The 26,140-nt window shown below is 65.8% G+C and carries 22 protein-coding genes, 1 pseudogene and 1 CRISPR repeat array; of the genes and pseudogenes, 12 read left to right on the top strand and 11 right to left on the bottom strand.

All coding sequences use genetic code 11. The features are described from left to right. The first annotated feature begins 140 nt into the window (after positions 1-140). Entirely contained in the window at positions 141-608 is a 468-nt protein-coding gene (locus ACFQB0_RS08225; RefSeq protein WP_386730022.1) for a VOC family protein, read from the top strand. A 132-nt stretch (positions 609-740) separates the two neighbouring features. On the opposite strand, the gene srmL is transcribed toward ACFQB0_RS08225, so the two are convergent. Further along, positions 741-1,922, bottom strand: a complete 1,182-nt coding sequence (srmL, locus tag ACFQB0_RS08220; RefSeq protein ID WP_386730020.1) for a PheS-related mystery ligase SrmL — start codon at positions 1,920-1,922, stop codon at positions 741-743. A 260-nt stretch (positions 1,923-2,182) separates the two neighbouring features. Between srmL and ACFQB0_RS08215 the strand changes: the two genes are divergently transcribed. The 6 genes from ACFQB0_RS08215 (at position 2,183) to ACFQB0_RS08190 (ending at position 8,007) form a co-directional block, all read left to right on the top strand. Further along, positions 2,183-2,836 carry a GNAT family N-acetyltransferase gene (locus ACFQB0_RS08215; RefSeq protein WP_386730017.1) on the top strand — a complete coding sequence of 218 codons (654 nt, stop codon included), beginning with the start codon at positions 2,183-2,185 and terminating at the stop codon, positions 2,834-2,836. Between the two features lie 92 nt (positions 2,837-2,928). Continuing rightward, positions 2,929-4,017 carry a DMT family transporter gene (locus tag ACFQB0_RS08210; protein WP_386730014.1) on the top strand — a complete coding sequence of 363 codons (1,089 nt, stop codon included), beginning with the start codon at positions 2,929-2,931 and terminating at the stop codon, positions 4,015-4,017. Between the two features lie 21 nt (positions 4,018-4,038). Beyond that, positions 4,039-4,746, top strand: coding sequence for an ABC transporter ATP-binding protein (locus ACFQB0_RS08205; RefSeq protein WP_386730012.1), 708 nt, complete (start codon positions 4,039-4,041; stop codon positions 4,744-4,746). Next, positions 4,743-6,077, top strand: a complete 1,335-nt coding sequence (locus tag ACFQB0_RS08200) for an FtsX-like permease family protein (RefSeq protein WP_386730009.1) — start codon at positions 4,743-4,745, stop codon at positions 6,075-6,077. The genes ACFQB0_RS08205 and ACFQB0_RS08200 overlap by 4 nt, the downstream gene beginning before the upstream one ends. A 563-nt stretch (positions 6,078-6,640) precedes the next feature. Then, positions 6,641-7,048, top strand: coding sequence for a chorismate mutase (locus ACFQB0_RS08195; RefSeq protein WP_386730007.1), 408 nt, complete (start codon positions 6,641-6,643; stop codon positions 7,046-7,048). After that, on the top strand, positions 7,048-8,007 hold the full coding sequence (locus ACFQB0_RS08190; RefSeq protein WP_386730005.1) for an SDR family NAD(P)-dependent oxidoreductase: 960 nt from the start codon (positions 7,048-7,050) through the stop codon (positions 8,005-8,007). Before ACFQB0_RS08195 ends, ACFQB0_RS08190 begins: the two co-directional genes overlap by 1 nt. Positions 8,008-8,252: 245 nt before the next feature. On the opposite strand, the gene ACFQB0_RS08185 is transcribed toward ACFQB0_RS08190, so the two are convergent. Both ACFQB0_RS08185 and ACFQB0_RS08180 read right to left on the bottom strand, forming a co-directional pair. Further along, positions 8,253-8,717 (bottom strand): hypothetical protein, encoded by a 465-nt coding sequence (locus ACFQB0_RS08185; RefSeq protein WP_386730002.1) that lies wholly within the window; start codon positions 8,715-8,717, stop codon positions 8,253-8,255. A gap of 620 nt (positions 8,718-9,337) precedes the next feature. Then, entirely contained in the window at positions 9,338-10,579 is a 1,242-nt protein-coding gene (locus ACFQB0_RS08180; RefSeq protein ID WP_386730000.1) for an endonuclease/exonuclease/phosphatase family protein, read from the bottom strand. A 551-nt stretch (positions 10,580-11,130) separates the two neighbouring features. Here ACFQB0_RS08180 and ACFQB0_RS08175 point away from each other — a divergent pair. The 4 genes from ACFQB0_RS08175 (at position 11,131) to ACFQB0_RS08160 (ending at position 20,405) form a co-directional block, all read left to right on the top strand. Beyond that, positions 11,131-11,709: a TetR/AcrR family transcriptional regulator gene (locus ACFQB0_RS08175; protein WP_386729998.1), complete on the top strand. Its 579-nt coding sequence runs from the start codon at positions 11,131-11,133 to the stop codon at positions 11,707-11,709. A gap of 230 nt (positions 11,710-11,939) precedes the next feature. Then, a CRISPR array of direct repeats spans positions 11,940-17,459; the repeat unit is 28 nt; unit sequence GTGCTCCCCGCTCACGCGGGGATGATCC. A 1,711-nt stretch (positions 17,460-19,170) separates the two neighbouring features. Then, the gene (locus ACFQB0_RS08170) at positions 19,171-19,308 is read left to right on the top strand and encodes a hypothetical protein (RefSeq protein WP_386729996.1); all 138 of its coding nucleotides are present in this window, start codon (positions 19,171-19,173) and stop codon (positions 19,306-19,308) included. Positions 19,309-19,380: 72 nt separating this feature from the next. Then, positions 19,381-19,680, top strand: coding sequence for a helix-turn-helix transcriptional regulator (locus ACFQB0_RS08165; protein WP_386729993.1), 300 nt, complete (start codon positions 19,381-19,383; stop codon positions 19,678-19,680). Further along, the gene (locus ACFQB0_RS08160; protein WP_386729991.1) at positions 19,677-20,405 is read left to right on the top strand and encodes a hypothetical protein; all 729 of its coding nucleotides are present in this window, start codon (positions 19,677-19,679) and stop codon (positions 20,403-20,405) included. Before ACFQB0_RS08165 ends, ACFQB0_RS08160 begins: the two co-directional genes overlap by 4 nt. Before the next feature lie 67 nt (positions 20,406-20,472). On the opposite strand, the gene ACFQB0_RS08155 is transcribed toward ACFQB0_RS08160, so the two are convergent. The 3 genes from ACFQB0_RS08155 to ACFQB0_RS08145 all read right to left on the bottom strand — a co-directional run bounded on the left by ACFQB0_RS08155 (position 20,473) and on the right by ACFQB0_RS08145 (position 21,858). Next, entirely contained in the window at positions 20,473-21,069 is a 597-nt protein-coding gene (locus ACFQB0_RS08155) for a zinc ribbon domain-containing protein (protein WP_386729988.1), read from the bottom strand. Between the two features lie 143 nt (positions 21,070-21,212). Then, positions 21,213-21,521: an ArsR/SmtB family transcription factor gene (locus ACFQB0_RS08150; protein ID WP_386729985.1), complete on the bottom strand. Its 309-nt coding sequence runs from the start codon at positions 21,519-21,521 to the stop codon at positions 21,213-21,215. Next, positions 21,508-21,858, bottom strand: a complete 351-nt coding sequence (locus ACFQB0_RS08145) for a hypothetical protein (protein ID WP_386729983.1) — start codon at positions 21,856-21,858, stop codon at positions 21,508-21,510. Before ACFQB0_RS08145 ends, ACFQB0_RS08150 begins: the two co-directional genes overlap by 14 nt. A gap of 259 nt (positions 21,859-22,117) precedes the next feature. Here ACFQB0_RS08145 and ACFQB0_RS15405 point away from each other — a divergent pair. Continuing rightward, a pseudogene (locus tag ACFQB0_RS15405) lies at positions 22,118-22,422 on the top strand (DDE-type integrase/transposase/recombinase); the annotation flags it as partial. Between the two features lie 190 nt (positions 22,423-22,612). Here ACFQB0_RS15405 and ACFQB0_RS08135 read toward each other — a convergent pair. The 5 genes from ACFQB0_RS08135 to cas1e form a co-directional block, all read right to left on the bottom strand. Beyond that, complete coding sequence (locus ACFQB0_RS08135; RefSeq protein ID WP_386729978.1) at positions 22,613-22,966, bottom strand: hypothetical protein; 354 nt, start codon at positions 22,964-22,966, stop codon at positions 22,613-22,615. Continuing rightward, the gene (locus tag ACFQB0_RS08130) at positions 22,963-24,021 is read right to left on the bottom strand and encodes a serine hydrolase domain-containing protein (protein ID WP_386729976.1); all 1,059 of its coding nucleotides are present in this window, start codon (positions 24,019-24,021) and stop codon (positions 22,963-22,965) included. The genes ACFQB0_RS08135 and ACFQB0_RS08130 overlap by 4 nt, the downstream gene beginning before the upstream one ends. Continuing rightward, the gene (locus tag ACFQB0_RS08125; protein WP_386729973.1) at positions 24,018-24,533 is read right to left on the bottom strand and encodes an ArsR/SmtB family transcription factor; all 516 of its coding nucleotides are present in this window, start codon (positions 24,531-24,533) and stop codon (positions 24,018-24,020) included. The genes ACFQB0_RS08130 and ACFQB0_RS08125 overlap by 4 nt, the downstream gene beginning before the upstream one ends. A 309-nt stretch (positions 24,534-24,842) precedes the next feature. Continuing rightward, a complete protein-coding gene (cas2e, locus tag ACFQB0_RS08120; RefSeq protein WP_386729970.1) occupies positions 24,843-25,193 on the bottom strand; it encodes a type I-E CRISPR-associated endoribonuclease Cas2e in 351 nt (116 codons plus the stop codon). Further along, positions 25,190-26,140, bottom strand: coding sequence for a type I-E CRISPR-associated endonuclease Cas1e (gene cas1e, locus ACFQB0_RS08115; RefSeq protein ID WP_386729968.1), 951 nt, complete (start codon positions 26,138-26,140; stop codon positions 25,190-25,192). The genes cas2e and cas1e overlap by 4 nt, the downstream gene beginning before the upstream one ends.

The raw sequence follows: 26,140 nt of genomic DNA, 5'->3' as shown, positions 1-26,140 counted from the left end.
CGGCTGCGACGGCCACTTCGCCGATCGCCTCAGCCACCGTCGTCACATCGCGCATGACTGTTCGAATCGCCCCTCGATACCGCGAGCACATCGGCGTAGCGTTGGCGACGAAGTGACGAGCCGAACAAGGGAGGTCTCCAATGGCCGAGCTCTCACCCATCCAGCCGTGTCTGTGGTTCGACGACCGGGCGCGCGCGGCGATGCAGTATTACGTCGACGTCTTCCCGGACTCCCGTATCACCTCGATCGAGGAGTATCCTGACGAATCGCTCGACGAGCACTTCGTCGGAATGACCAGGAAGGTGCTCAACGGGCAGTTCATCCTGAACGGGGTGAGTTTCGTCTGTCTCGACGGCGGCCCGTTGTTCACCTTCAACGAGTCGATCTCGTTCGTCGTGTCGTGCAAGGACCAGGACGAGATCGACTACTACTGGTCGAAACTCTCGCACGTGCCCGAATCGGAGCAGTGCGGCTGGTGCAAGGACCAGTTCGGCGTGAGCTGGCAGGTCATCCCATCGAACATGGACGAGCTCGTGCGCCGGCCTGAGCAGATCCAGGTGATGATGCGCCAGAAGAAGGTCGTGATAGCCGAGCTCGAGAACGCCTGAGTCGCGCGTCTTACCCGATGGTGCCCGTGTTATTCGGCGGCGGGGTTCGTTCGACGGGAAGTTCGCAGGCCGCGGCCTATCGTGAGGGCTTCGCGACCAGTGCAGGCGCGAGGCAGTAGAGCTTACGAAGCGCTACTCGTCGGAGAGCGTGATGAGTACCATCACCTCGCCGCGGTGCAGGGCGCGGTAGACGCGATCGCGTAGCACGTTGGCCTCGGCATCCGTCAGTGTGCGGTCGAGGGGTCGCAGGGTCAGCCGCACGAGGGCGTTCACCTGGCCCGGGCGGATGCGCAGGCGTCGCCGGGCGGCCGTCGGCAACTCCGTCGGCGCCGTCTCTGTCAACACCACGAGGGACTCGAGCACGTCTGCATCGCAGCCAAGAGCCTCCCGGGCAGGGTCGCCGAGCAGCTCGTCGAGCTGTTCCCCGTCGGCCGGTGCGTCGAGCACGAGCGAGAGGTCGCGCCGAACCTCGGGTTGCGCCGAGACCGGCTGCCACGGCTCGAGGTCGAGCATCTGCTTCGCGATCCGCGGGTTGGCGGCCCGTAGCATCCGAATGTCGGGCACTCCCGTGCGCAGCATGACGGCACGGTCCAGGCCCATGCCAAGCGCGAGCCCGTTCCACAGCCGTGGGTCCAGGCCCGCCCGCCGAAGCACGGGTGCTGCCACGACGCCGCACTCGGCGAGCTCGACCCACTCCTCGCCGCGTAGCACGTCGATCTGATGACCGTCGATCGTGTAAGGATGGGTGGCGGGCACCGCCCTCCACCGCGCTCCTGGGAGCACGGCCTCGACGAGCGCTTCAGCCATTTCGAGAAGTTGCACCCGGCCGAGGCGAGCGGAGTCCGTCACCCGCCAGAGGTCGAGCTGGTGCGGGGTTCCGACATGCAGGCGGTCGACCGAATCGCGGCGATAGCAGAGACCCGGGAGCGCGATCACCTCGTCGTGGGAGCGTGCCCGTCGGCGCGCAAGGTCGCGCAGCACGGGCGGAACGCCAGCGGAAGTGTGGCTTCGCAACATCACGTCGGCACTGAGATAGCGGGTGTAGCGTGCTTGCCTGGTGACATCCTCGGCGGAGTAGCCGAGGTTGTCGTAGTTGTCGGCGACGGTCGCGATGGGACTCGGGCGGAGGACGCGCACAGGAACGCGCCAGAGGGAGGCAAGAGCCTCGCACGCGCCGTCGAGCAGAAGTTGCATCGCGTGCGGGCCCGAGGCGGGGTCGCTGAGATCGCGAATCGCGAGCGCGTCAACGAGCTCGGTAGCACCGATCGGCGCGGGCGCGGTAGAAGGGATGACGGTGGCGGATGCCGAAGACATGAAGATACCTTTCGCGGGAGTTCGAGGGGGGAGTCACCCCCGACCGCTCGGTCGCGAAGAGGTTCGGCAGCGCGTGGTCGTCGCGAATCAGCGGGCGCGCGTCAACGAAGTCCCCGGACCGGAAACCGGTCGGGGGCTCGGAAATCGCTGCGCCAAGGCCATGTCGACACGTTAGCACGGCGCGGCGGCGTCGCCGTATGTTCACCCTGTCGTCATCGAAGCGGATACCCGGGCGGGCCGCGGCGTGGAAAACTGGTGGGATGACCGCCGTACGTCCGGAGCTCGCACCGATCGCGGGCCGTTTCATCAGGTTGGAACCGCTCACCGTCGAGTTCCTGCCGGAACTGCATGCCGCGATCGGGCATCCGCTGGTCTTCGCCGGCGGCTACGGAGGCGGACCGGCCGGTTACCGTGCGGAGGTCGGCGAGTTCGTCACCTGGGCGAAGGGATACCTCCAGCTCGGAGCGGGTAACGTCTACGGCGTCCGGCTGCTGGGCGGACCGCACGACGGCGAACTCGTCGGCACGAGCACGCTCGGGGACATCGACCTTGCCCGGGCGTCGGCCCACATCGGCTGGACGGCCTACGACCCGCGCGTCTGGGGCAGCGCCGTCAACGCGGAGGCCAAGCTCCTGCTGCTCTCGCTCGCCTTCGACCATGGCTTCGGCCGGATCAAGATCCAGGCGGACGCTGCGAACGCGCGTTCCCGGTCCGCCATCGAACGCCTCGGCGCCGTCTACGAGGGCACGATCCGTCGCGAGCGCCCGCGTGCCGACGGCAGTTGGCGTGACACCGCGGTCTACTCGATTCTCGCCGAGGAATGGCCGGGCGTTCGCGCCGGGTTGCTCGAACGTCTCGAGAGGTACACCGAACCCGTCGCCTACCGTGCCGCCGCTGAGCCGCTCTCGGCCTGAGCGTGATCCGAAGGGTGCCATCCTCCGGTGGATAACGGACAGCGTGCCACCGCCGGGTTCGCGAGGTCGGACCGGCGCGGTATGGTCTGTGGGTGAGCGTCCTCCCACTCGAGAACCGAAGCTTCGGCAGAGTCTCTATCGCCGTGCAATTCCTCGCGATGGGCGTCATCTGGGGTGCCAGCTTCCTCTTCATGAAGATCGCCCTCGACGGCGTCTCCTTCGGCCAGATCGCCTGGTCGAGACTCGTGCTCGGTGGGCTCACGCTCGGCCTCATCGTGCTCATCACGAGACCGCGGGTCGGCACCGGCACAGTGCTGCCGAGGGAGAGCATCGTCTGGCTGCACTTCACGGTGATCGCGATCAGCGGATGCGTCATCCCGCACCTGCTCTTCGCCTGGGCCGAGCAGTACGTGTCGTCCAGCCTCGCGAGCATCTACAACGCCGTCACGCCGATCACCACGGCACTCATGGCGACGCTCGCCTTCCGGGTCGAGAAGCTCGATCGCGACCAGATCCTCGGCATCCTCATCGGCATCGCCGGAGTCGTCGTCATCATCGCGCCGTGGCAGTATGCCGCGCTCACGGGTGATCTCTGGGGCCAGCTCGCCTGTCTCGGCTCCGCTACCTGCTATGGCTTCACCTTCGGATACACCCGCAAGTTCCTCAGCCAGCGGCCGATCGCAGGGTCGACGTTCGCGTTCCTCAACATCGGGCTGGCCGGCCTCGCCATGATCCTGCTCACGCCCGTCGTCGCCTGGCAGCCGGTCTCGCTGAGCTGGCAGATCGTTTCGAGCCTGCTCGCCCTCGGCGCGCTCGGCACCGGACTCGCCTATATCTGGAACATCAACGTGTTGCGCGCCTGGGGCCCGACGAATGCGTCGACGGTCACCTACGTCACGCCCGTGGTCGGGGTGCTGCTCGGCGTGCTGCTTCTGAGCGAACGCTTCTCGTGGCATGAGCCCCTCGGTGCGCTGCTCGTGCTGCTCGGCATCCTGCTGACGCAGCGGAGGATTCGGCTGCCCGGCGGGGCGTTGCGCGTGGCGCGTTCCGTCCGCGCCGAGGTCCGCGCCGTCGCCGAGACGGGTGCTGCGCTGCGTTCCCCGTTGGTGGCGGCAGATGTCATCCCGGCGAATGACACCTCCGACTCGCGATCAACCCTGCGAGCGACGCGCGGGTCGTAGCCGAACCGCGAGGGTGGAGGCATGACATCCTTCATCCTCGAGGCCGCAGGACTCGGCAAGACCTTCGGGGCGACGCCCGCGCTCGCCGGGGTCGATCTCGTCGTGCGTCCCGGTGAGTCGCTCGCGATCATGGGCGCATCGGGCTCCGGCAAGACCACGCTCCTGCACTGCCTTGCCGGTATCACCGTCCCGGATACCGGGCAGGTGCGCTTCAACGGCCCGAGCGGCTCCGTGCTCGTGAACACCCTCAGCGAGACGGTGCGCTCGCGCCTGCGACGTGAGGCCTTCGGCTTCGTGTTCCAGCAAGGACTGCTCATCCCTGAGCTCACAGCGATCGAGAACGTCGCGATCGCCCTCATGCTGCGAGGGATGCCACGTCGGGAGGCCGAGCGGCGGGCGGCGACCTGGCTGGCGGTGCTCGGACTGACAGGGCTCGAGCACCGGCGCATCGGTCAGCTCTCCGGCGGTCAGGCGCAACGCGTCGCCATCGCGCGGGCTCAGGTGACCGGGGCGTCCGTCGTCTTCGCCGACGAGCCGACCGGAGCGCTCGACTCGCGCACATCGACAGAGGTCATGGACGCCCTACTGGGCTCGACGGTCGGACAGGGCCGCACCCTCGTGCTCGTCACCCACGACGAGGAGGTCGCGGCGCGCTGCTCCCGCACGGTGCTCGTGCGCGACGGCCTCATCGTCGGCTCTCGCGAGAATGCCGCGGAGGTGATCGCATGATCCTCCGGCTCGCGTGGCTGCTTTCCCGTCCCGGTTCGACGAGCCCGGTGGTCGCCCTGCTGCCGATCGTCGCCTTTGGGGTCGTGACAGCACTGCTCCTTGCGGTTCTCGGCGGCGCGCAGCGCTTCTGGAGCTGGACCGACGATCTCGCCTTTGTCTACCAGGCACTCGCGGTGATCGCGCTCATGCTGCTCGTGATTCCGCTCGCGACCCTGGGCGGGTCGGCCGCCCGCCTCTCCGTGCGGCGGCGCGACGACCGGCTGGCCACCTTGCGTCTGCTCGGAGCCACGCCGCGCACGGTGGCGGCCATCACGGTCCTCGAATCCGGCGCGCTCGCTCTAGCAGGCGCGTTCGCCGGGGTGGTCGTCTACCTGGCCCTGCTCCCCGCTCTCGCTCTCATCCACTTTCGCGGCGAGGCGCTCGGAACGGCTTCGGTCTGGCTCGGCGTGCCCGTCGTGCTCGCGACCGTCGCGGGGGTGATCGCGCTCGCCGCGGTAAGCGCGGTGCTCGGGCTGCGCCGGGTGATCATCTCGCCGCTCGGCGTCCGCACCAGACAGGACGCCCCGAAGGAGCACCGGGTCAAGCTCGCCCTCGGAGCGGCCGTCATCGTCATCTCGGTTCTCGCGATGTCGGCGTTGCAACTCGCTGGGAGCGCCGTCGTGTTGATCGTCGTGCTCGCGGTGTCGTTCGGCGGCACGCTCGCGGTGCTCAACCTCATTGGTCCGGGGATCATCGGTGCCATTGCCAAGGGGCAGGCGCGCCGGGCGAAGACCCCGGAACGCCTGCTTGCGGCACGCGGCGTCCTCGAGTCGCCGAAGGCCGCCTGGCGGCAGGTGAGCGGCATCGCGATGACGAGCTTCATGGCGGTGTTCGCGGGAACCGGTGTCGCTCTGGTCGATGTGGTGAGCAACGGCGCCGGCGGCGAGTCGATGGATCCTGAGTCATACGCCCTCTTCTTCGACATCCGCACCGGCGTCGTCATCACGGTCGTTGCCTCGTTTCTCATGATTGCCTGCTCCGTCGGCGTCAACCAGGCGGCGTTCGTGCTCGACCGTCGCGAGTTGTACCTGAGCCTCAACCGTCTCGGCATGCCGGTGACGACGATGGATGCCGCACGCGGACGCGCCGTCATGTCGCCGTTGCGCATCACTGCCGTCGGCTCGGCCCTGTGCGCGACCGTGCTGCTGTTTCCGCTCGTGGGAATCACCCTCATCGTCGCACCACTCTCGTTGCTCGTGATCGCCGGGGTGCTCTCCGTGGGCATCGGCCTGGTCTGGCTCGGTCTGCGGGCGACGCGACCTGTGTTGACCCGCGTGCTCGTTGAAGCGTAGCGGGTGCTGCTCGTCCGAGTGCGGCACGCGTGCCCGGCTGGCTATTGGGGGCCGGCCGGGTTGCGGCGGGACTCGCCCGTCGAGACCTTCTTCTGCGGGGGGCAGGAAGGGCTCGATCGGGCGCGGCACTGGACTTCTCGCAGCCCGCAGTCCACCCGAGCGTTAATCCCTGCGGCTATGCGCTACTGGTGTGCGTGCAGTGTTCGGCCGCACGAGTAGCGCGCAGTCGGTGTCCGGTGTCCGGTGTCCTGTGCCCGGTGTCCGGTGTTTGGTGCCCGGCGCCCGGTGCCCGGATTTCGGGCAGGGACAGGGAGCGTCCGCCCGAGCTAGAGGTCGGCGATCCTTGCCGAGCGGCGTAAGCGCGGCGACAACAGCCGAAGCCGTCCGTGCGCAGCTCAGGCAGAACATGCACACGCTCGCTGCTTTTCGCCTGCCTCCAGGCGAGGATGCGGCCCGATCCGGACTCTTCCTGAGTTGTGAACCGCGAGGCTGGGTGACTTCCGGTGTCGCGCGGTTGCTCGATCCGGTCGTCTCCTCGAGGGGGCAGGCGTTAAGGTCGATGCATGGCAGTTGAGGAGAACCGGCCCGTCGCGGCAGACCCGTCAGTGCTCGAGGAGTTGCAGGGCATCCGGCGCAGCATTGACAACATCGACGCTGCACTCGTGCACCTGCTTGCGGAGCGGTTCAAGTTCACGCAGCAGGTCGGTCGCCTCAAGGCCGTGTATGGTCTGCCTCCGGCCGACCCGCAGCGCGAGGTCGAGCAGATCCAGCGGCTGCGCGCGCTCGCCGAGGATTCTCACCTCGACCCGGCCTTCGCCGAGAAGTTCCTCACTTTCGTGATTGCGGAGGTGATCCACCACCACGAGCGCCTCGCGGGTGAAGTCGTCGATGAGCCTCAGGAGACCTGGCCCGATGGTGCATCGGACGTGACGGCTGCCGCTCCGGACGCATCGCCGCCCGACATCTCTTGATGGCCTCGATGGCCTCGCGCGACGCCGGCCGCGCGACGCTCGGCTGGGATCCGGCGATCCTGCCGTCGCAGGCAGGCAAGGTCTTCGTCGTAACGGGCGGGAACGCCGGTCTCGGCTACTTCACAAGTGAGCAACTCGCCTCGGCCGGAGCGCATGTCGTGCTCGCTTGCCGCAATCCGCAACGGTCGGACGCCGCAGCCAACGCTCTTCGCGGGCGTGTGCCCGGCGCATCCGTCAGCGTCATCTCGCTCGATGTCGCCGATCTGCACTCGGTGCGCGCAGCCTCGAGTGCGCTGCTCGAACTCGACCGGATCGACGGTCTCGTGCTCAACGCCGGCATCGTTCACCCTCCCCGTGATCGACAGGTGAGCCTGGACGGTCACGAACTCGTGTTCGCCACCAACTACCTCGGTCACTTCGCCTTGGTCGCGCGGATGCTGCCCGCGCTCGTTCGCACGCGGGGGAGTCGCGTTGTCGCGCTCGGCTCGATGATCTCGCGCGTGATGGACTCGGCACTCGACGATCCGCAGCTCGAGCGTTCCTACCAGCGGTGGCGCGCGTACGCCCAGTCCAAGATCGCCATGCAGGTGTTCGGCTTCGAGCTCGATCGCCGGCTGCATGCGGCCAATTTGCCGGTGTCAGGGCTCGTCGCGCATCCCGGATACTCGGTCAGCGGGCTCTCCCCGCGCATAGCGGGCGTGAATGACCCGTCTCGTCTCGACCGTCTCGTCGACAAGCTGCAGGGGTGCACGGCGCAGAGCAAGGAGGCCGGGGCGTGGCCGATCGTGCGCGCTGCGATCGACCCGGATGCCGTCGGCGGACAGTACTGGGGTCCGCGGCTGCTCACCAAGGGGCGACCCGTGCTGCAGACCCCGACCCGCACCTCTCGCGATGCGGCCATAGCCGCCCGGCTCTGGCAGCGCTCCGAGGAGTACTCCGGGATCGAGTTCGTGATGTAGAGAGGCCGGTTTGGTGACTGCGATGTTGAACCCGGTGAGGAGCTTGTCGGCCGGCCGTGCTTCTGTGCTCGCACGGCCGGATTCTCCCGTGTCGAGTTCGGCTACCCGTTTCTAGACCGCTGGGGGGCTGGGTCGCGTGGACGATTGTCTCTGGGGCGGGTCAATGAGATCGCGGAGGAGCGGGAAGTGACCCGAGGCAGGGTCGGGGAGGGGAGCGACCAGCTTGGGCGCTCCCCTCCGATCGATCAGGTGAAGGTGATCGCAGTCTTGTAGGTCCAGTAGGTCGAGCTGCTGTCGTTGTCAGTCACCGCGATCTCGCAGAGGTTCCCGTCACAGTAATGGGTCAGCGGCTGACAAGGAAAGCCGACTCCGTAGTGCGTGTTGGTGAACGTCTCGGTCAACGTGATCGGGTGGGTTACCGGTCCACCGGTTCCGGTGAACGTGATCCCGAGATAGGCGCACGCGGGAACACCGCTGAAACTCGTCCTCGAACACAGACCGACGCGGTAGGTGTGTCCGACCTCGGTGTCGTTCACCGTGATTGTGGTTGAGAATTGCGCGGAACCGGAGTTCGGGGTCACCGAGACGGACGAGATTGCCGAGGCTGGCGTCGCCGTCGCGACTACCAACGCAACCGCTGCGAGAAGGCCCGCGACCGCACCGGCGAGACATCGTGTCATGGTGCGCTTTCTCCGTGTCTGATCTGTCATCTTCTCCACTCCTCCTTAGGGTGCGGGTTCAGCCTCGCGGCTTCGCCCATGCTCGCGGATCCACGAAGGTGGAACCGCCATGAAGCCGCGCGGTCGTCGGAGCGAACGTCTTTCCAGGGGCTTTCGCCTGGGCACCAAACCCTCTTTTGAGAACCTTTTGGCTTCACACTTCTGGATGTACAGGAGCATCAGAACCGAAACGCGCATATGGCCTGCACGGATTCTGTGATCCCCTATACCTCCGTGAAAAACGTGGGGTGACCTTTCACGCCCGACAGTAATACATGCAGAACCATTGAGGCAAGGCTTACCTAATCTAGATAGGGTGTCGCCACCTGAACCCAGCAATCTGTCCTACGACCTGTTCGCAGCCTGCGGTATTGCTCTTGTCGACGTGCGCGTGGGCGCCGAGCAGGCTTTGCGTGCTGCTGAAGACTGGAGCCCCGCGCTGGTCGCGGAGATGCGCGGAACGTCGACCGGCGCCGGGGTCGAAAGCGCGGCCCTCATCACAGGCCTACCCCACGTCGACGTTCCTGATCTCGGTCCCTGGACGGCTGTGGCCGCTGGGACGCCCCGAGCCATCGGCTCTGGGCATCCGCTCTATTGCGTGCGGTCAGGGATCAGCGGTGCACGCGCAGGTCTACCCACACGAGCCGGTGGTCGCTGCTCGGGAACGGGAACGTGCCCGTGAGCGCCGAGAGCGGTTCGGCCTGCACCGGCCAGAACACGCCCGCGTCGGTGACGCGCAGGTCGCGCGACGGCAGCACGTAGTCGGTGCGGAGGTTGCCCGGTGCGGGGTTGTCGTTGAAGTCGGCGGTGTCGAAGGCGGGGTCACCCTCGTGCGCGAGGTTCGCGCCGTTCTGCAGCAGTGCGGCCTCGACGGCGCCTTCCGACGTCGGCAGCGGGTCGGTGATGCGCGGGTGCTCGAGGAGCTGCTGAATCGCGGCATCCACCGAGTCGCCGTCGAGCGGATCGGCGTTCTGATCGCCGAGGATCACGAATGACTCGCCCGGCTTCAGCCCACCGGTCGTGCCGGCATCGTCGTAGATGTACCGCGATGCCTTGCCCGGCGTGACGTAGTCGGCCCAGAAGCGGATCTCGTCATGGTTGCGGAGGCCGTTGCGATCCTCGGCGCCGTCGAACGTTGGCGGCGTGGGATGCGAGGCGAGCACGTGCACGGTGTTGCTGCCCACCTCGACCGGGACATCCCAGTGCGACTTGCTCGACAGGCGGAACACCTCGAGTTCTTCGGCGGAGTACCAGTCGGCCGGCGCGGGCGTCGCGGGGTCGTCTGGGAGGAATGCACCCGGCATGTCCTTCCATAGAAAGTGCTGGAAAGTGCGCACCTCGTCGAGGACGATCGGGTACTTCGAGAGCACGGCCATACCGAACTGGCCCTCGAAAACGCCGAAGCCGAATGCGTCGTCGCCACCGGCGATCACGCCGTTGTTGTTGAGGTCGAAGCCGCTCGGGATGCCGGTATTCGACGGCGCGACGAACGCGTACGGGTAATCGACCGGGTCAGCCCCGCCCTGGGAGACCTCGAGGTAGTTGTCGCGGAACAGGTCGGCCGCAACGCCGCCCTCGACGAAGTCGAACTCGTTGAGCAGCACGATGTCGGGGTTCGTGCGCTGGATGATCTCGGCGACCGTCTTCGCCTGTGCGTTCGTGCCGGTGCTGAGATCGGCGACGAGCAGTCCGGGAGCGTTGCGGTTGAGGGAGAGGTTGTAGGTCGCGACGCGAAGGTCGGTCGGGCCGTGCGATTGCTCGGCGGCGGCTGGGCCGGCACCGAGTGTCGCTGCGGTCAGGACTCCGACCGCAGTCGCGGTCAGGGTAGCGATCATCGGGCGTCTCGTGGACATCGGGCTCTCCTTCGTCAGCGTTCGTCAGCGTCGGTGCAGCGAGTCGAGTGGCGCGAAGCGCGATCGACGCCTCCAACGGTAGGCGTGTCAAGTGACGACGGGAAGAAGCAGAGGTGAACTGGATGCCGCCCCCGACGCGTCTGCGCCCGGCCGGTGACTCCACGGTGAGACCCGTGCCGAGCATCCCGATGTATGCGGCGATCGTGTCGAGCATCGTCGTCGACGACAAGCATCGACTCGCTCTCGGAGCTCGCTCTCGGAGACGGCTTAGAGGCTGCGCAACGATTGCGTCGATCAGCGCCAGGCACGGCGAGGCAATTGCACTGAAGTTCAGCGCGGCAGTTCGGTGCGGTGGTTCATGTTGGGGTTCGGTTCCGCCGACGTCTACATCGACAGAGGGTGCTGGGGTGACGCCACTGTCATGAGTGTGGTCCTTTGTCATGAGTGTGGTCCTTTGTCATGAGTGTGGTCCTTTCGATGCCACGACGGTGGGTCGGTGAAGAAACCATATGGCGTTCGGTTTTCGAATCGCAAGGGGCTACCATGCAGTTATGGCACGCAGAGGCTCGTATGCGAAAGGCATCGCGAAGCGCGAGGAGATCCTCACCGTCGCACTCGACGTCATCGCGCGCACTGGCTACCGCCGCGCCTCCGTGCGCGAACTCGCCGAGGCCGTCGATCTGAGCCAAGCCGGACTCCTCCACTACTTCACCTCAAAGGAGGAGCTCTTCCAAGAGATTCTCCGCAAGCGCGACGACGTCGACCTGGCCACCTATGGCGGCGAGTCAGTCCACCCGATCGATGGACTCCTCGGTGTGATCTCCCACAATCAGGAGGTGCCGGGACTCGTGCAGCTCTATGTGCAGGTCTCGACCGATGCCTGCGACCCCGAACATCCTTCGCATGCGTTCTTTGTCGAGCGCTATGCGAGGATCCGCGATGTCTTCGCGCAGTTCGTCCGCGCCGAACAGGCCGCGGGCCGGATCGACGACGACGTCGACCCCGAACGCGTGGCCGCGCTGTTCGTCGCGGCCGCAGACGGCCTGCAGACCCAGTGGATGTTGGACCCGTCGATCGACATGGCGCAGCACATGCTGCATCTCTGGCACCTCATCACGCGCCGGGTCTGACGAGCGCTTTCGCGGTTCTGCGACAACGACCCCGCTGCACTCGGGGGTGTCGGGTGACCCCGGCGTTTGATGCTTAGCATCCTGGTCAAACGTTTTAGCTCGCGAGGGGGGTTGTGCGGATGTGGTCATCGGAAGCTAGTAGTCAGCCGTTGACCCAATCGATGAGGATTTGGGGCGATAAACTGAATGTGTTTTCCCGTGAGGGCTTGAGGAATCCCTGATGGGCTAGCGTGCTCCCCGCTCACGCGGGGATGATCCCCCGGGAGTGGGAAGACCGGGCCGGAGACTCGGGTGCTCCCCGCTCACGCGGGGATGATCCCGGTGATCCTGTGCATCTGGTTCTCGATGGCAAGTGCTCCCCGCTCACGCGGGGATGATCCCTCGAGCTGCTCACGCGTGACGACGTAATCGAGGTGCTCCCCGCTCACGCGGGGATGATCCTGCGAACATCAGGCCCCAGACGGCGTCGATCTTGTGCTCCCCGCTCACGCGGGGATGATCCCGCGTTCGGCGACTCGATCGTGACACCGCCAGCGTGCTCCCCGCTCACGCGGGGATGATCCCCCGTTCGACCTCATCATCTGGGCGCTCACGGCGTGCTCCCCGCTCACGCGGGGATGATCCGTCTGCCCACGGCCGAGCGACAGGCTGCCCGTCGTGCTCCCCGCTCACGCGGGGATGATCCAACTCGGTGCCGGGGTGGCGCAGTCGGTGGATTTCGTGCTCCCCGCTCACGCGGGGATGATCCCCAGCAAGGCCAGATGTCGCTCGAGATGATCGCGTGCTCCCCGCTCACGCGGGGATGATCCCCCGCGTACGCCCCGTTGCCTGTGATCTGCTCGGTGCTCCCCGCTCACGCGGGGATGATCCGTGCGGAGGCCGCCGCAGATCTCCGCGGCGTCCGTGCTCCCCGCTCACGCGGGGATGATCCCGGGCCTTGGAAGTAGACGACCTGGTCTCGCGGGTGCTCCCCGCTCACGCGGGGATGATCCCGCATTCGGCATGGTCCAAGCCGGCGTCCCCTAGTGCTCCCCGCTCACGCGGGGATGATCCCACCCGCAACACCACCGCACGAGCAACCCTCCTGTGCTCCCCGCTCACGCGGGGATGATCCGGCCCAACGGCAGTCACCATCGCAGCAGGCGAAGTGCTCCCCGCTCACGCGGGGATGATCCCCGATGTGGAAGGGGTCGACCGTGGCTGAGTGGGTGCTCCCCGCTCACGCGGGGATGATCCCTTCGAACCGGCGCATCCTCGGATGTTGATGATGTGCTCCCCGCTCACGCGGGGATGATCCGCGGACCGGCGTCATCAAGGCTTCGCCTTGGTCGTGCTCCCCGCTCACGCGGGGATGATCCCGACGGTTTGATTGACCTAATTCGTGCCATCAGGTGCTCCCCGCTCACGCGGGGATGATCCTGCGGCCGCGGCGTGCCTGGCATCCAGTGGCACGTGCTCCCCGCTCACGCGGGGATGATCCCGCCGGGCCGAACATCGCACCGGCCAGGAACAGGTGCTCCCCGCTCACGCGGGGATGATCCGTGACGCAGCCGGCCGCGCTCCAGCTCACGGAGGTGCTCCCCGCTCACGCGGGGATGATCCCATCCACACGCTGGCCCGGATGGTCTGTCCTCCGTGCTCCCCGCTCACGCGGGGATGATCCCCGGTCATATCCGGGTGGGATTCAAAGGTTCGCGTGCTCCCCGCTCACGCGGGGATGATCCGCAGAGAAGACTCCCGGATACAACCAAGACACAGTGCTCCCCGCTCACGCGGGGATGATCCGGCGTCGAAGGTGCTGGAGGGCACTCCCGAGGGGTGCTCCCCGCTCACGCGGGGATGATCCGTGGGATGCGGAGATTCGCCGGTTCGACACTGCGTGCTCCCCGCTCACGCGGGGATGATCCGGTCGACGATGTCGCAGAGTCATCCGTGACCCTGTGCTCCCCGCTCACGCGGGGATGATCCCATTCGGGCACAACTCCTCTCGTCGGGGTTATGGTGCTCCCCGCTCACGCGGGGATGATCCGCAGATGCTGCGGCCGACGCGTGGCGTGCCGGTGTGCTCCCCGCTCACGCGGGGATGATCCTCGACCATGCACTCCTCCAAGCCCCCGAACTCGGTGCTCCCCGCTCACGCGGGGATGATCCCGTTGAGGGGCCGGATGACATCGAGGAGTTCGAGTGCTCCCCGCTCACGCGGGGATGATCCCTCGACCCGGCGCATGAGCACGAGCTCCTCACCGTGCTCCCCGCTCACGCGGGGATGATCCCCGTTCGGGTAGCGGTCGGCGGCGAACTTCGAGGTGCTCCCCGCTCACGCGGGGATGATCCCTGACCGGGCGCTCCGTGCAGACCACGACACTGGTGCTCCCCGCTCACGCGGGGATGATCCCTGGTCGCGGGCCGCCTTCGCATGCTGCCTGGTGTGCTCCCCGCTCACGCGGGGATGATCCGACTGATGCGTCCACACCCAGCATCAGCTCACCGTGCTCCCCGCTCACGCGGGGATGATCCGTGACTGGCATCTCAATGTCGGTGCTCGAATCTGTGCTCCCCGCTCACGCGGGGATGATCCGAACGATGCGGCGAGCTTGTCGTTCGACCACTGGTGCTCCCCGCTCACGCGGGGATGATCCCTTCACGACGGTGTCCCAGTTCTGGACCAGCAGGTGCTCCCCGCTCACGCGGGGATGATCCCGGATTGTGCGATACAAAGTCGCTGGTCAGAGCGTGCTCCCCGCTCACGCGGGGATGATCCCATCGTGATGCCTGCGATTCAGGGCATCGGCGCGTGCTCCCCGCTCACGCGGGGATGATCCCTCGAAGGACACGGCGAAGCGCATCAACCAGACGTGCTCCCCGCTCACGCGGGGATGATCCCTTGGCGACCTCGTTCTCGCCGCTCGGGTTGGCGTGCTCCCCGCTCACGCGGGGATGATCCTGCGACGGCACCTGCGACCTCTGGGAGGAGTGCGTGCTCCCCGCTCACGCGGGGATGATCCGCGGAGGGTCGCTGAGGCCGAAGCTGAGAGGGTGTGCTCCCCGCTCACGCGGGGATGATCCCTGCTCTCGCACGCCGATTCAAGGTCGACGTTTGTGCTCCCCGCTCACGCGGGGATGATCCCAGCGACGCGCAATCGACTGCGCCTGCACCATCGTGCTCCCCGCTCACGCGGGGATGATCCGGACACGTCCAGGATGGTCCCAATGTCTCGGAGGTGCTCCCCGCTCACGCGGGGATGATCCTGGATCACCGTCGCCGAAGCGGCCACGCTCGTCGTGCTCCCCGCTCACGCGGGGATGATCCGATTCCGGCGCCGGCCGCGATGACACCGGCGATGTGCTCCCCGCTCACGCGGGGATGATCCGCGCGGAACGCTTGTGCCATTACTCGGTCTCTTGTGCTCCCCGCTCACGCGGGGATGATCCGAGCTACTACAGAATCCAGGAAGGACTCATCATGTGCTCCCCGCTCACGCGGGGATGATCCCGAGAGGCCTGGGACGGGGAAGGCGATGGCGGCGTGCTCCCCGCTCACGCGGGGATGATCCGCGCGGAACGCTTGTGCCATTACTCGGTCTCTTGTGCTCCCCGCTCACGCGGGGATGATCCCGAGAGGCCTGGGACGGGGAAGGCGATGGCGGCGTGCTCCCCGCTCACGCGGGGATGATCCGCCGGACTCCTCCTCGGTCGTTGCACCCGCCGAGTGCTCCCCGCTCACGCGGGGATGATCCTCCTCCCCGACATAACGAAAGGCACACCATGTCGTGCTCCCCGCTCACGCGGGGATGATCCGGTGTAGTAGTCGCCGACGATCTCACCCTGGAAGTGCTCCCCGCTCACGCGGGGATGATCCGCACCGCCTGAACGCCCGGCTCGTCGAGTGGATGTGCTCCCCGCTCACGCGGGGATGATCCCGGGGCGCCCTGGTTCGTGTAGTCAGCGGCGAGGTGCTCCCCGCTCACGCGGGGATGATCCGGACCATGTGGCGTCCCGGCCGCGCCCCAGCTCGTGCTCCCCGCTCACGCGGGGATGATCCCCTGCGGGGTGCGGACATGGAGGGCGCGAACCTGTGCTCCCCGCTCACGCGGGGATGATCCGCTCTTGGACTGCTTGCACCAGGGGGATGCACAGTGCTCCCCGCTCACGCGGGGATGATCCCATGACCGACGACTACGGCCCCCGTGCTGACACGTGCTTCCCGCTCACGCGGGGATGATCCCTCGGGTCGCCCGTCCGTGAGCCGCAGAACGATGTGCTCCCCGCTCACGCGGGGATGATCCCCGCTGGCGCTGGGGCCGCAGCATTCGCGCATGGTGCTCCCCGCTCACGCGGGGATGATCCCTTCCCCCAGCTCAAGGATCTCGCGGGTAAGAAGTGCTCCCCGCTCACGCGGGGATGATCCCGCGACCAGGCGTCGCCGAAGAGGTGAAACATGGTGCTCCCCGCTCACGCGGGGATGATCCGTACCGACGCCCCACGAGATAGTTTGTCGTGGTGTGCTCCCCGCTCACGCGGGGATGATCCCGCGCCTTCGTCGACGAGCGCAGCGCCGACGAGGTGCTCCCCGCTCACGCGGGGATGATCCCAGCGGTCGCTGACGCAGCCGGGATCACACGCCGTGCTCCCCGCTCACGTGGGGATGATCCCCATAGAGATACATGAATTGGCGCGAGTAACCGGTGCTCCCCGCTCACGCGGGGATGATCCGATGATCTCAAGCGACGCCTGCCGCTGCTCGTCGTGCTCCCCGCTCACGCGGGGATGATCCCCCACTCGGTTTTGTGTCGGTTTGGTCTGGGTTGTGCTCCCCGCTCACGCGGGGATGATCCGCGTGCCGCTGTCGTGTGGGCTGTAAGGGCGGAGTGCTCCCCGCTCACGCGGGGATGATCCCGGCGCAAAGCCTGTATTTCAAGCTCACGACACGTGCTCCCCGCTCACGCGGGGATGATCCGAACAGCAGCGGATGCGCCGCGAGGATCCCGAGGTGCTCCCCGCTCACGCGGGGATGATCCTCACCCGCGACGGACGCATGTTCACCCTTTGTGGTGCTCCCCGCTCACGCGGGGATGATCCCACGTCGAGGTTGGATGCGTTGGTTCGGTGGGGGTGCTCCCCGCTCACGCGGGGATGATCCCTTCCGGTATCGGGGTGCCCCATCTGGCGATCAGTGCTCCCCGCTCACGCGGGGATGATCCCCACGTGCCGACGGGCGGGCATCGGCTGCGCCGGTGCTCCCCGCTCACGCGGGGATGATCCCGGCGACACCGTCCTCGTCGGCGCCACAGCCCTGTGCTCCCCGCTCACGCGGGGATGATCCGGACTCCGATCGCGACGACTGTGATCAGGGTGAGTGCTCCCCGCTCACGCGGGGATGATCCGTACCCGCCCAAGGTGTCGTTCTACCAAGACCCGTGCTCCCCGCTCACGCGGGGATGATCCGTGGTAGGACAGGTCGCCACCGTCGACCTTCCTGTGCTCCCCGCTCACGCGGGGATGATCCCGCGAGATGGTAGGTCCAGATGATGTCCACGATGTGCTCCCCGCTCACGCGGGGATGATCCCAGGAGAAGAACCATGGATTTCACTCAGCTCATGTGCTCCCCGCTCACGCGGGGATGATCCCGACATGACGGCGCCGACGTCGTCGGCAGTGCCGTGCTCCCCGCTTACGCGGGGATGATCCCGAGTTCGCCCCTTGAGCGTTGGTGGTGGCGACGTGCTCCCCGCTCACGCGGGGATGATCCCCGATACCTGCACACGGGGTAGCCGAGGTACCTCAAACACACTCACCTGTGATCGTGCGCACGTGCGCACGTGCGCGGTTTCAGCGTATCGGCGAGTCGTGACACGCGGCCGAGCGGCACTCTCCTTGCCCACAACCGCGGGGCCGGGCGTCGTACCGTTGAGGGATGGAGAGTTTCAACGGGCGGTGGAATCACAACGTTCACTATCCCTCATGAGTCGTCTCATGAGAGGGAGGTGCGCACGCCCCACCCACGGTGGCATACGTGCATCAGCTCTAAACAAGGAACGCGCGTCTGACACCAGCCGTGCAGGGAGGTTTGTCGACGGCTCGTGACGGGCATGCCGATGGTCGACCGGCGCGGACAAGCAGCTCTGTCGGGGATCACCGTTCCGGGTCAGTCCGTACGGCAACCATCGAGTGGCTGCCGGCCGTGTGGAGTGCCGTGCACACTTACGGAACTCGCCTTGCGTCACGGACCGTTTGACGCATCGGCCGGGACGACCAGCGGGACATGAGGCGCACGACCTATCGCATGCACGCTTCATGCGCTCGGGGGCGCCCTGCCCAGACCCCGGTGGACATCCCACGGAACCACAGCGGGATCATCACCTGACTGGCCCTTCCTCATCGGCACCTCAAAGAAAGCCACCCTGTCGCCTGCACGTGAGGGAAGCCCTCGCCGATCGCCAGGTCGAGCAAAAGCGGCTGACCACGGACGCCCGTCGGCGCCAGCAAGACGAAGGCGTCAAGGCCCCGCAAGCCTCGTCGCCGCGGTGTCCAAGTGCTATTGGATTGCTGAGCGCTCGTCGACTCACCCACTCAGGGGCAGATCTGCTACATATGTAGCATAAAGCAACGCGTTGTGCTACATATATAGCAGTTGCTTCGCGGAGGGCGGGGCTCGCTGGTCGATGGGGTAGCGAAGTGAAATGGATGAAGTCGGGGTTATCGGTGCTGGGGGCCTTGGTCCTTGCGCTCGGATTTGCGATCGCGCCTACGGCAGGGGCGAGTGCAACTGAATCGACCCCCGAGCTTGATGAGCTCGAGGCGGATGTCCGCGCGTTCTTCACGGAGTACGGCGTCGCTGCACAGACTCAGAACGACCTTGTCGACGAGTTGCGTGCCGGAGAACTATGGGACTCGCTGTCGGGCGCGTCTCCTGTCAGCGAGGTGACGACACAGACAACGACCCACCATCAGGCCATCAGCACATTCGCAGACGGCTCGATAGCGGTCAGTCGGGTCGAGAACGCCGTTGCGTCTGAGAATGACAGTTCGGCGCGCGGCGTGACGGGGTGCTCCGCATGGACGTCAGGCGCCAACCAGCATCGCGATGGTTGCAAGGTCGACATGTGTGGGTGGGCGCGGTCGCGATGTCCTTCTACTCCGATTTCACGTTTGTCGACAACGGTTATGACTACATCCGGAGTGTCTACTCGGATGGATGGAGCGTCGGATGTGCAACGAGCGTGAGCCGACAGAGTTTCGGAATCGTCAAGCAGTACGAGAACGCTGGCGGCCCGGCCGATGCGCGACTGGTGATCAGCGCCCAGAACTGCGCCTACCCCTTCAAATGACGTTCACCCTCCGCCTGCGCGTCGGCGCGTCGGTGGGGGCGGCGTCAGCGACGAGTGGTGACACGGCGGTTGCTATGTCGTGTTGAGCGCTAGCCGGTTTCGTACGAGACTAAACGGAAGGAGATGAAAGAGATGAACTTGATCGTCTGGAACCTGGTGTCCATCGGCGGATCGATCGCGGCGGCAGGAGTCATCGCGGGAGTGACGGTGTTTGTTGTCGGTCGATACCGGCGTGGACGCCTCGCACCCGCGAGCGGACAGAACGACTAACGAGCGAGGGGCGGGGCCGTAGGACTGTCAGGTCCGCGGCCCCGCCATCCGATTTGAGAGGGGATCAAGACGATGAGAGTCACGGCAGCCTTCCTCGAAGTGCTCAGATACCTCACGTCACAGTCGGAGTCGATCTGGGGCCTACAGGTCTGCAAGGCCACGGGCCTTCCCTCCGGGACTGTCTACCCGATTCTCAGCCGCCTTGAGGAGTACGGGTGGATCGAGGGCGTGTGGGACGAGTCCGATAACAAGGGGCCGAGAAGGCGCCTGTACCGGTTCACAACGATCGGGAAGTCCGAAGTAGCGAAGTTGATCGAGTCGCGGGCTGAGAAGTTTCGAGTGGTCCCGCAACGGAAGGCCGTGACGACGTGATCGAGCGAATGACGTTGACGTTCGCCGTTGCGATCGTGCCGGCACGGCAGCGCAGGGATCGACGTGAGGAGTGGTCCTCTGACCTCACATTCGCGCGAGAGTTGGGGATGCGCCGAAGCTCGGTTCTCTGGGGCATCGTTCGTGTGGCAATGCGTGCCGCTCGGCTCAGGCCGGTCATTGCGATCGTGAGTTGCGCTTTCGTGGGGGTTGCGGTGATGCTCGCCACCGTGTCCGGCCTTCTCACCCTCATCGAGATAGTCCCCATCATCGCGTTGACGGGTCTGCTCGTCGTCCCGTCGACCGGTCCTTGGGACTCATTCACGGTTAAGAGCGGGATCGCTGCTGTCGTGTGTGTCTTCGTTCTAACGACCTTTTCTCGGGCGCCTCATCTGGTCGATGTGAGCAGTCCTACGACGGCGCTCGTGCTAGGCACGACCTACGCTGGGCTCTGGCTCGCCACCTGGCGGGTGGCCCTCTCCATCTTCGAGTCGTTCCTAGGTCTTCAGCGATGGCACCAGATGACCGGCTCAGGGGGATCATCGCTCGCTCTGCTCGGCCTGGCCACCGTCGGCCTTCAGCGGAGCACGTCACCGAGCGATCCAGCAACGACCATGGCGACCCTATTGGGGCTAGCGATGCTCACCCTGGGTATCCTCGTCGCGGTGGCGGTCACAACTCCGGCTGTGGCGCGGCGGCTGCGGCTCCGTGCGCGCGCGACGCACTGAGTCGCCCGGGGCGACATCCGTCAACCAGGGGTCTGTCCGCTAAACGGCGTGTGGGGTTCGGCGGTCCTCAGGCGCGGTAAGCAGCACGGCGGACGTGGAACGCCTCGACAGACTCGTTGCGGCGGCGTGCAGGTGTCGCACCGTTCATGCCATCCGGAAGGGCGTGGACGAGCACGGCTTCGAGGATCAGACTCGCCGCCTGGTACTGCCACAACGGAGTGCGGCCCACCCACTCCGCGGCAACGGTCGTCACATCGATGCCCGGCCCCGCCTGCTCGGGTAGTGCGGCGTTGTACTCGCGACGGGTGCGTTCGATCCGTTCCGCGATCCGCGCCCGCTGATGCACCCACATCGCCTTGTCGATCAACCCGTCGTAGTGGTCATCATCCAGCCTGGCCAGGCGTTCCCGGTCGATGTCGAGTCTCGTGGCGAGGCCGACCCGCGCGGCCGGATCCGCGGCGGGCGTCGCACGCCTGGCCGGGCCGAGGGTGATCTGCTCGAACGCCGCGAGCACCGCTTCCTCCACGAGCTTTTCAATGTCGGTGGAGCGGATCGAACGGTTGCACCCGCCCGTCGTAGCCTGCACACACTGATACACCCCGCCTCGATGAACCATCGCCCGCCCGCAATCAGAGCAGCGGATCAGCCCCGAGAACGGATACATGCGTTTCGCCACCCCGCTACCGGGCTGATGGAAGTTCCGAGCCTGCTTACGGGCCGCGACGTGCGCGATTGACCGGGTGCGGCACCGAGCCACCAATCGCATGCGGCCCTCGGGAGTCAGAGACGCATTGCGATGCGTGCGCGTCATGGCCGGAACCGATCACCCCACTGGTCGAGAGCGTTCAGCATGAATGCGCTGTCCAGTGAGTAGATCCGCTCTCGACCTTGCAGACCGACCCTGATAAGTCCCGCCTCTTCGAGCTGGCGGAGGTGGCGGCTCGTGGTCTGCCAACTGTTATCCATTCGGCCAGCAATCTTCCCTGAGGTCTGCGAACCGCCGTTTGCCAGCAGGGTCACCAAGATCGCGCGTCTAGTTCGGTGCGACAGCGCCGCGAACACTGAATCCAAACGGTCCAGGTCTGCGAGGCCAGGGATGCGGTCAGGCGTCGGCATTCAGCACAACCGGCACAAACTCGTCGAAGACCAGCCCACGGTCCACAACCTCAGGGGTATGGGGCTCGACGAGGTTCGCGAGCCGCGACCAGATTGGGATCAGATCGGGATGCTCGTGCGCGGGACCCATCACGCCGGGGACCCATTTAGCAAGCTCGATGTACCGCAGTGGGGCGGACACCGAACGGAACAGCAGCGGGGGCTCTTCAGCGATGAAGCCCAGCCGATGCAAGGCCGCCCAGCTTTCTGGCAGCACGCGCTCGAACTCTTCGGCAGCGCCCGTTGAGACGTAGTACGTGCCGAACGTCACCTCTTCTTCAAATCTTTGATCAGCCATGTTGCTTACTGTAAGCGAAATTGCTTAGCGACTCAAGGGCAGAAGGCGAAGCTTCAACAACCTCATGGCCAGCATCAGCACGTGCTCCCCGCTCACGCGGGGATGATCCCCGGGTCATCGTGGAGGCGTATCGGGCGAAACCACTGTTCGACGCGTACAAGGACGACCCCGAGTTCGGGCACCGGCTGCTTGCCGGCGACGCCCGCGACGCCCGCGACGCCCGCGACGCCGGCGAGCGATGGTGGACCGGACGGCGTGGCGGATCTGCACGGACAACTCCTGGTGGAGCGTGTTCGGGAAGAGGCGCGGCCGCAACGGCAAGAAGCCCGGCCCGCCGGTCCACGACGACCTCTGCACCGTGACCGACAAGACGTGACCGACGAGAAGGGTCGCGTCAGGCACGAGTTCACCGCCGACGGGCCGAACGAGCTCTGGCTGATCGACATCACCGAACACAGGACCGCGGAGGGCGAGATCTACCTCTGTGCGATCAAGGACGCGTTCTCGGGTCGGATCGTCGGCTACTCCACCGACTCCAGGATGAAGTCTCGGCTGGCCGCATCGTTGTGCGCGGCCCCGCGCGTCCGTGCAGCTACTCTCGCCGCCCGCTACAACACGTTCTGAGATTGCAACCATTCCACGAGTGGGGGTGAGGGGTGTGGCCCGTTTTCCTGTGCGATGGGGTTTGAGTTCTCGTTGAATCGAGAGTGATCGCGGTGGGTGACGCTGCCTCCAGTTGGCGGTGGTGCTCTGCTTAGCCGAGGATCAGAGTGATCACGCCCGCGAGGACGCTCACATGGACGATGGTCCAGGTGAGCGTTCTTCTGCGTGTTTTGTCGGGGTGTAGGAAGGGAAGTGACGGCCATCTCAGGGTGGTGGCCGCGATGCCTGTTGCGTACACTGCGACGGGCAGCAGCCACAACCATGGGGAGATGTTTCCCCATGGCGTCAGCGTGCGTGCGATCAGCAACAGTGTTGCGGCGTCGAGGGCGCTCATCGTCAGTTCGAGTCGGCTCTTCGGCGCGAACGGCTTGTTGCGTGTGAACGCGGTGATTGTGAAGAGCGCGGTGAACGCGAGAGCGAGTGTTCCGGTGAGGTATTCCATCATGAGGTGCCCAGCAGCATGAACCCGAGGTCGTCGACGGGTGCGGCGGTGTTGTTCAGGATAACGACGGCTCGTTCTGATTCGCGGTCGAAACCAATCCAGCTGGTGAATCCGCCGGTGGCTCCATTGTGCCAGGTGACGTTATCGGTCGTGATCCAGGCGTAGCCGATGGTGCGCCCCTTTCCTGCCTGGCTGTGCGGGAACGTGGCCTTCACCCCCGGCGCTGTCTGGTGGAGTTGCGCAGTGGCGTATCTGACCATGTCTGTCAGAGTCGATCGCACGCTGCCTGCGGGGGCGTCTGCGCCGAGGGTCCACGGATCGCTCGTCCGGCCGGAAGCGGTGTAGCCGGTCGGGGCATCGGGGGCGAGGTCATCGGGGGATGTGGGGGCGAAGGAGCCCGTCATCCCGAGCGGTTCGAACACTCTCTCTGAGAGAAGGGAGGGGTAATCGGCGTCGGCGGCTGAGGCAAGTGCTTGGCCCAGGAGCGCGAAACCGAAGTTCGAGTAGAGGAATTCCTTCTCGTTCAGCTGGGCGTCGCGAGCGCTTGCGAGCAGTTCAGCGACGCTGGCACCGTAAGGATCGCTGGCGCGAAGCTTGGAGATGATTGCGGAGAGAATCTGACCGGGAGAGGCGGCCAGTCGAGGTAGGCCGCTGTGATGGGTTGCGAGTTCGGTCAGGGTGATCGACGCTGCCGGGGTTGTGCCGAGATCGAGAAGCTCCCCAAGGGTTGTGTCGGCCGCAACCTCACCCCGGTCTATCGCCTCGGCGAGCAATGATCCCGTCATCGTCTTGGTCACTGAGCCGATCTCGTACTCCGTGCCGCCGGTGGCTCCGAAATGCGCTTCACGCACTGTCCCACCATCGATCACGGCGACGCTCACCCGGTCACGCACGCTTGGCGACTCCTCGAGCAGCTGACGCACCTCGGCAACGAGCTCGGAGTCGCCGCTGGTCACGGTGGAAAGCGCGGGCGGGCGGGGGATCGCCACCGCGCCGACAGTGAACGTGGCGATAGCAGCGACGATCGCGACCACGATCGTTCTCCGCGCGCGCATCATGAGGTTCTCCGGGCTGCGGCGAGGATCACGAGCAGGGGAACGACCCTCTCTGGCGGAATGGCGTACCGTCCCCGCCCAGCGGCGGCGAGCCATCCCTGCGCGAGGAGTTGATTGAGGTGGTGATAGAGCTGGCCCGTCGTACCCATGCCTTCGCCAGCCGACAACTCTGCGACAGAGCTGGCACCCTCGATGACTGCGTGCAGGAGCTTGAGACGAACAGGATTCCCCAGGGAGGCGAGGCTCGACGCGGCGACGCTCCACTCTTCTCCCAAAAGCCGCTCCACGGGAAGTCCGATCTGCCATTCGACCGGGCCAGCCGCGGTATGCACAACACCCGCATAGAACACCGCGCCCGGGGCTGACACACGTCGCTTGATGCCATCGAGCACCCACATCGTCCCAGACGATTCAGCTGGCGATCGTTCGAGAGCCTGCTCCGCGTTGGCCTCAAGAGCCTCCACCCTGCTCGCGAGCGCGGCCAGTGCCGCAGACACCCCACCATCCGGCTCCATAAGTCCAGTATTACGAAGTTACATACATGTCGCAAACTGAAAGCGTTGACGAGGAACTAGTCCAGGCCCACGGTCGCGGAGTGGATCAAGGACGATCAGTGGCGTCATCGCCGTTCCGGTTGTTCTCAGGCGGCCGGTTCTGAGCGGGCGGGCCCTCGGGTGGGCTGGACTCGCGCGGTGGGCCCAGGATTTCGTGGCGGAGTTCTTGGGGCATCCCTTGGGGCCGGTCGCCTGTCTTGCTTCGCCGTGAGTCCCGGACTTCCAGGCCGCCTAGTACTACGGTTCAGGACGAACTGTGCCTCTGTAGCCCTACAAGCCCATTCCTCGCTTGCGCATCTGCGAGGCTTTGCTCCAGCCGCTGCGGCGTCCGCCGATGCTTTGTCGGTCTTCGTCAGGCCTCATCATGAGTGTGATCCCGTCGAAGTCGACGGGCTCCCAATGATGACCATGCACCCGAAACTCGAGTCGCTGTTCATTGCGCGCAGAGATCACGAGAATGGCGCGACCTGCGCCCACCATCATGATGGTTTTCTCCCACATAAGTTCGCGCACGCGCTTCGACACGTGCCCCACGAAGACCCCTGCCGATACCTCGAGCAACCACCGGGTGAGGTATCCGCGCAGGCCCGGTGGACAAGCGGTGAGGACGAGCACCATCATGGCTCGTCGTCTCCATAGGCTGTGCCACCTGCAACCGCCTTCCTGGTGCCATCCCAAAGCTGCACGACATTCTCGCCCAGACCCATGTCGATATCGTCAGGGTTCTCTGTTGGTAAAAGCAGGTGCTGGATGTCTCGCACACAACGATTCAAAAATGCCCCGCCGCGAAAATGATCGCGCAGCGAGTGGCGTGCGGCGCTCGCGATGTCGAGCGCCGACTGAGCTGCGAGGTCGAAGGCGAGGGGGATCGTGAGTTCGGCCTTGTAGAGATCTGCGACATCATAGACGAACGAACGAACATGGCCGGTGTGGACGAAACCAAGTCCAGGTGAGCAGCCAAGCGCCACGACAACGGAGTGCACGACCCCATAGAGACTTGTGTTCGCAGCCGACAACGCTTGGTTCACGGGGTCGCTGTCCTCGAACACGTCGATGTCGTAGTCGCGACCAGCCCACGGGATACCTGTTCGTTCGGAGTGCTCCCGATAGGCGCGCCGAACTCTGGCTCCCTCACGCCCGCGCAACTGCTGCATCGTCAAACGACTTGTGTCTTCCCCGGGAAAACGCATTGCGTACATTTCACGTGCGACACGCAGCCGGGAACTCTGATTGGCGAAGAGGTTCGCCTGAGCTTCGAGAAGCCGTGAACTGTGAGCGAGGCTTCGCCCGTGCGCGTAGTAGCGCACCCCCTCTTCGCCGACCCATACTGCGGTGGATCCGCTTTCCGCGAGGAGCACCATGGCCTGCTGGCTCACTGTAGTACCTGGCCCAAGAAGCAGGGTGCCGAGCGAGGCGGCGGGAATGTGCACGGTTCCGCGCTCATCGCGTGCTGTGATCGCGTTGCTCTCCCGGTGGATCACACATCGTTCCAGGTAAAGAAAGGAGAGCCTGTCTTGTGCGCGAACAAGCTCTGGAAGTGACGGTGGTGGCGCTCCCCGGTTTGGCAT

The sequence above is a fragment of the Luethyella okanaganae genome (assembly GCF_042660285.1).
GTDB classification, from domain to species: Bacteria; Actinomycetota; Actinomycetes; order Actinomycetales; family Microbacteriaceae; genus Luethyella; species Luethyella okanaganae.
Note: the sequence above shows the minus strand (reverse complement) of the source record. Positions and strands in the feature narration are given on the sequence as shown.

Bases quoted from the DNA above. Each gene is read 5' to 3' on its own strand.
- ACFQB0_RS08225 (WP_386730022.1), top strand. From the start codon at position 141: ATGGCCGAGCTCTCACCCATCCAGCCGTGTCTGTGGTTCGACGACCGG.
- srmL (WP_386730020.1), bottom strand. From the start codon at position 1,922: ATGTCTTCGGCATCCGCCACCGTCATCCCTTCTACCGCGCCCGCGCCG.
- ACFQB0_RS08215 (WP_386730017.1), top strand. From the start codon at position 2,183: ATGACCGCCGTACGTCCGGAGCTCGCACCGATCGCGGGCCGTTTCATC.
- ACFQB0_RS08205 (WP_386730012.1), top strand. From the start codon at position 4,039: ATGACATCCTTCATCCTCGAGGCCGCAGGACTCGGCAAGACCTTCGGG.
- ACFQB0_RS08200 (WP_386730009.1), top strand. From the start codon at position 4,743: ATGATCCTCCGGCTCGCGTGGCTGCTTTCCCGTCCCGGTTCGACGAGC.
- ACFQB0_RS08195 (WP_386730007.1), top strand. From the start codon at position 6,641: ATGGCAGTTGAGGAGAACCGGCCCGTCGCGGCAGACCCGTCAGTGCTC.
- ACFQB0_RS08190 (WP_386730005.1), top strand. From the start codon at position 7,048: ATGGCCTCGATGGCCTCGCGCGACGCCGGCCGCGCGACGCTCGGCTGG.
- ACFQB0_RS08185 (WP_386730002.1), bottom strand. From the start codon at position 8,717: ATGACAGATCAGACACGGAGAAAGCGCACCATGACACGATGTCTCGCC.
- ACFQB0_RS08180 (WP_386730000.1), bottom strand. From the start codon at position 10,579: ATGTCCACGAGACGCCCGATGATCGCTACCCTGACCGCGACTGCGGTC.
- ACFQB0_RS08175 (WP_386729998.1), top strand. From the start codon at position 11,131: ATGGCACGCAGAGGCTCGTATGCGAAAGGCATCGCGAAGCGCGAGGAG.
- ACFQB0_RS08170 (WP_386729996.1), top strand. From the start codon at position 19,171: ATGAACTTGATCGTCTGGAACCTGGTGTCCATCGGCGGATCGATCGCG.
- ACFQB0_RS08165 (WP_386729993.1), top strand. From the start codon at position 19,381: ATGAGAGTCACGGCAGCCTTCCTCGAAGTGCTCAGATACCTCACGTCA.
- ACFQB0_RS08155 (WP_386729988.1), bottom strand. From the start codon at position 21,069: ATGTATCCGTTCTCGGGGCTGATCCGCTGCTCTGATTGCGGGCGGGCG.
- ACFQB0_RS08150 (WP_386729985.1), bottom strand. From the start codon at position 21,521: ATGCCGACGCCTGACCGCATCCCTGGCCTCGCAGACCTGGACCGTTTG.
- ACFQB0_RS08145 (WP_386729983.1), bottom strand. From the start codon at position 21,858: ATGGCTGATCAAAGATTTGAAGAAGAGGTGACGTTCGGCACGTACTAC.
- ACFQB0_RS08135 (WP_386729978.1), bottom strand. From the start codon at position 22,966: ATGATGGAATACCTCACCGGAACACTCGCTCTCGCGTTCACCGCGCTC.
- ACFQB0_RS08130 (WP_386729976.1), bottom strand. From the start codon at position 24,021: ATGATGCGCGCGCGGAGAACGATCGTGGTCGCGATCGTCGCTGCTATC.
- ACFQB0_RS08125 (WP_386729973.1), bottom strand. From the start codon at position 24,533: ATGGAGCCGGATGGTGGGGTGTCTGCGGCACTGGCCGCGCTCGCGAGC.
- cas2e (WP_386729970.1), bottom strand. From the start codon at position 25,193: ATGATGGTGCTCGTCCTCACCGCTTGTCCACCGGGCCTGCGCGGATAC.
- cas1e (WP_386729968.1), bottom strand. From the start codon at position 26,140: ATGCCAAACCGGGGAGCGCCACCACCGTCACTTCCAGAGCTTGTTCGC.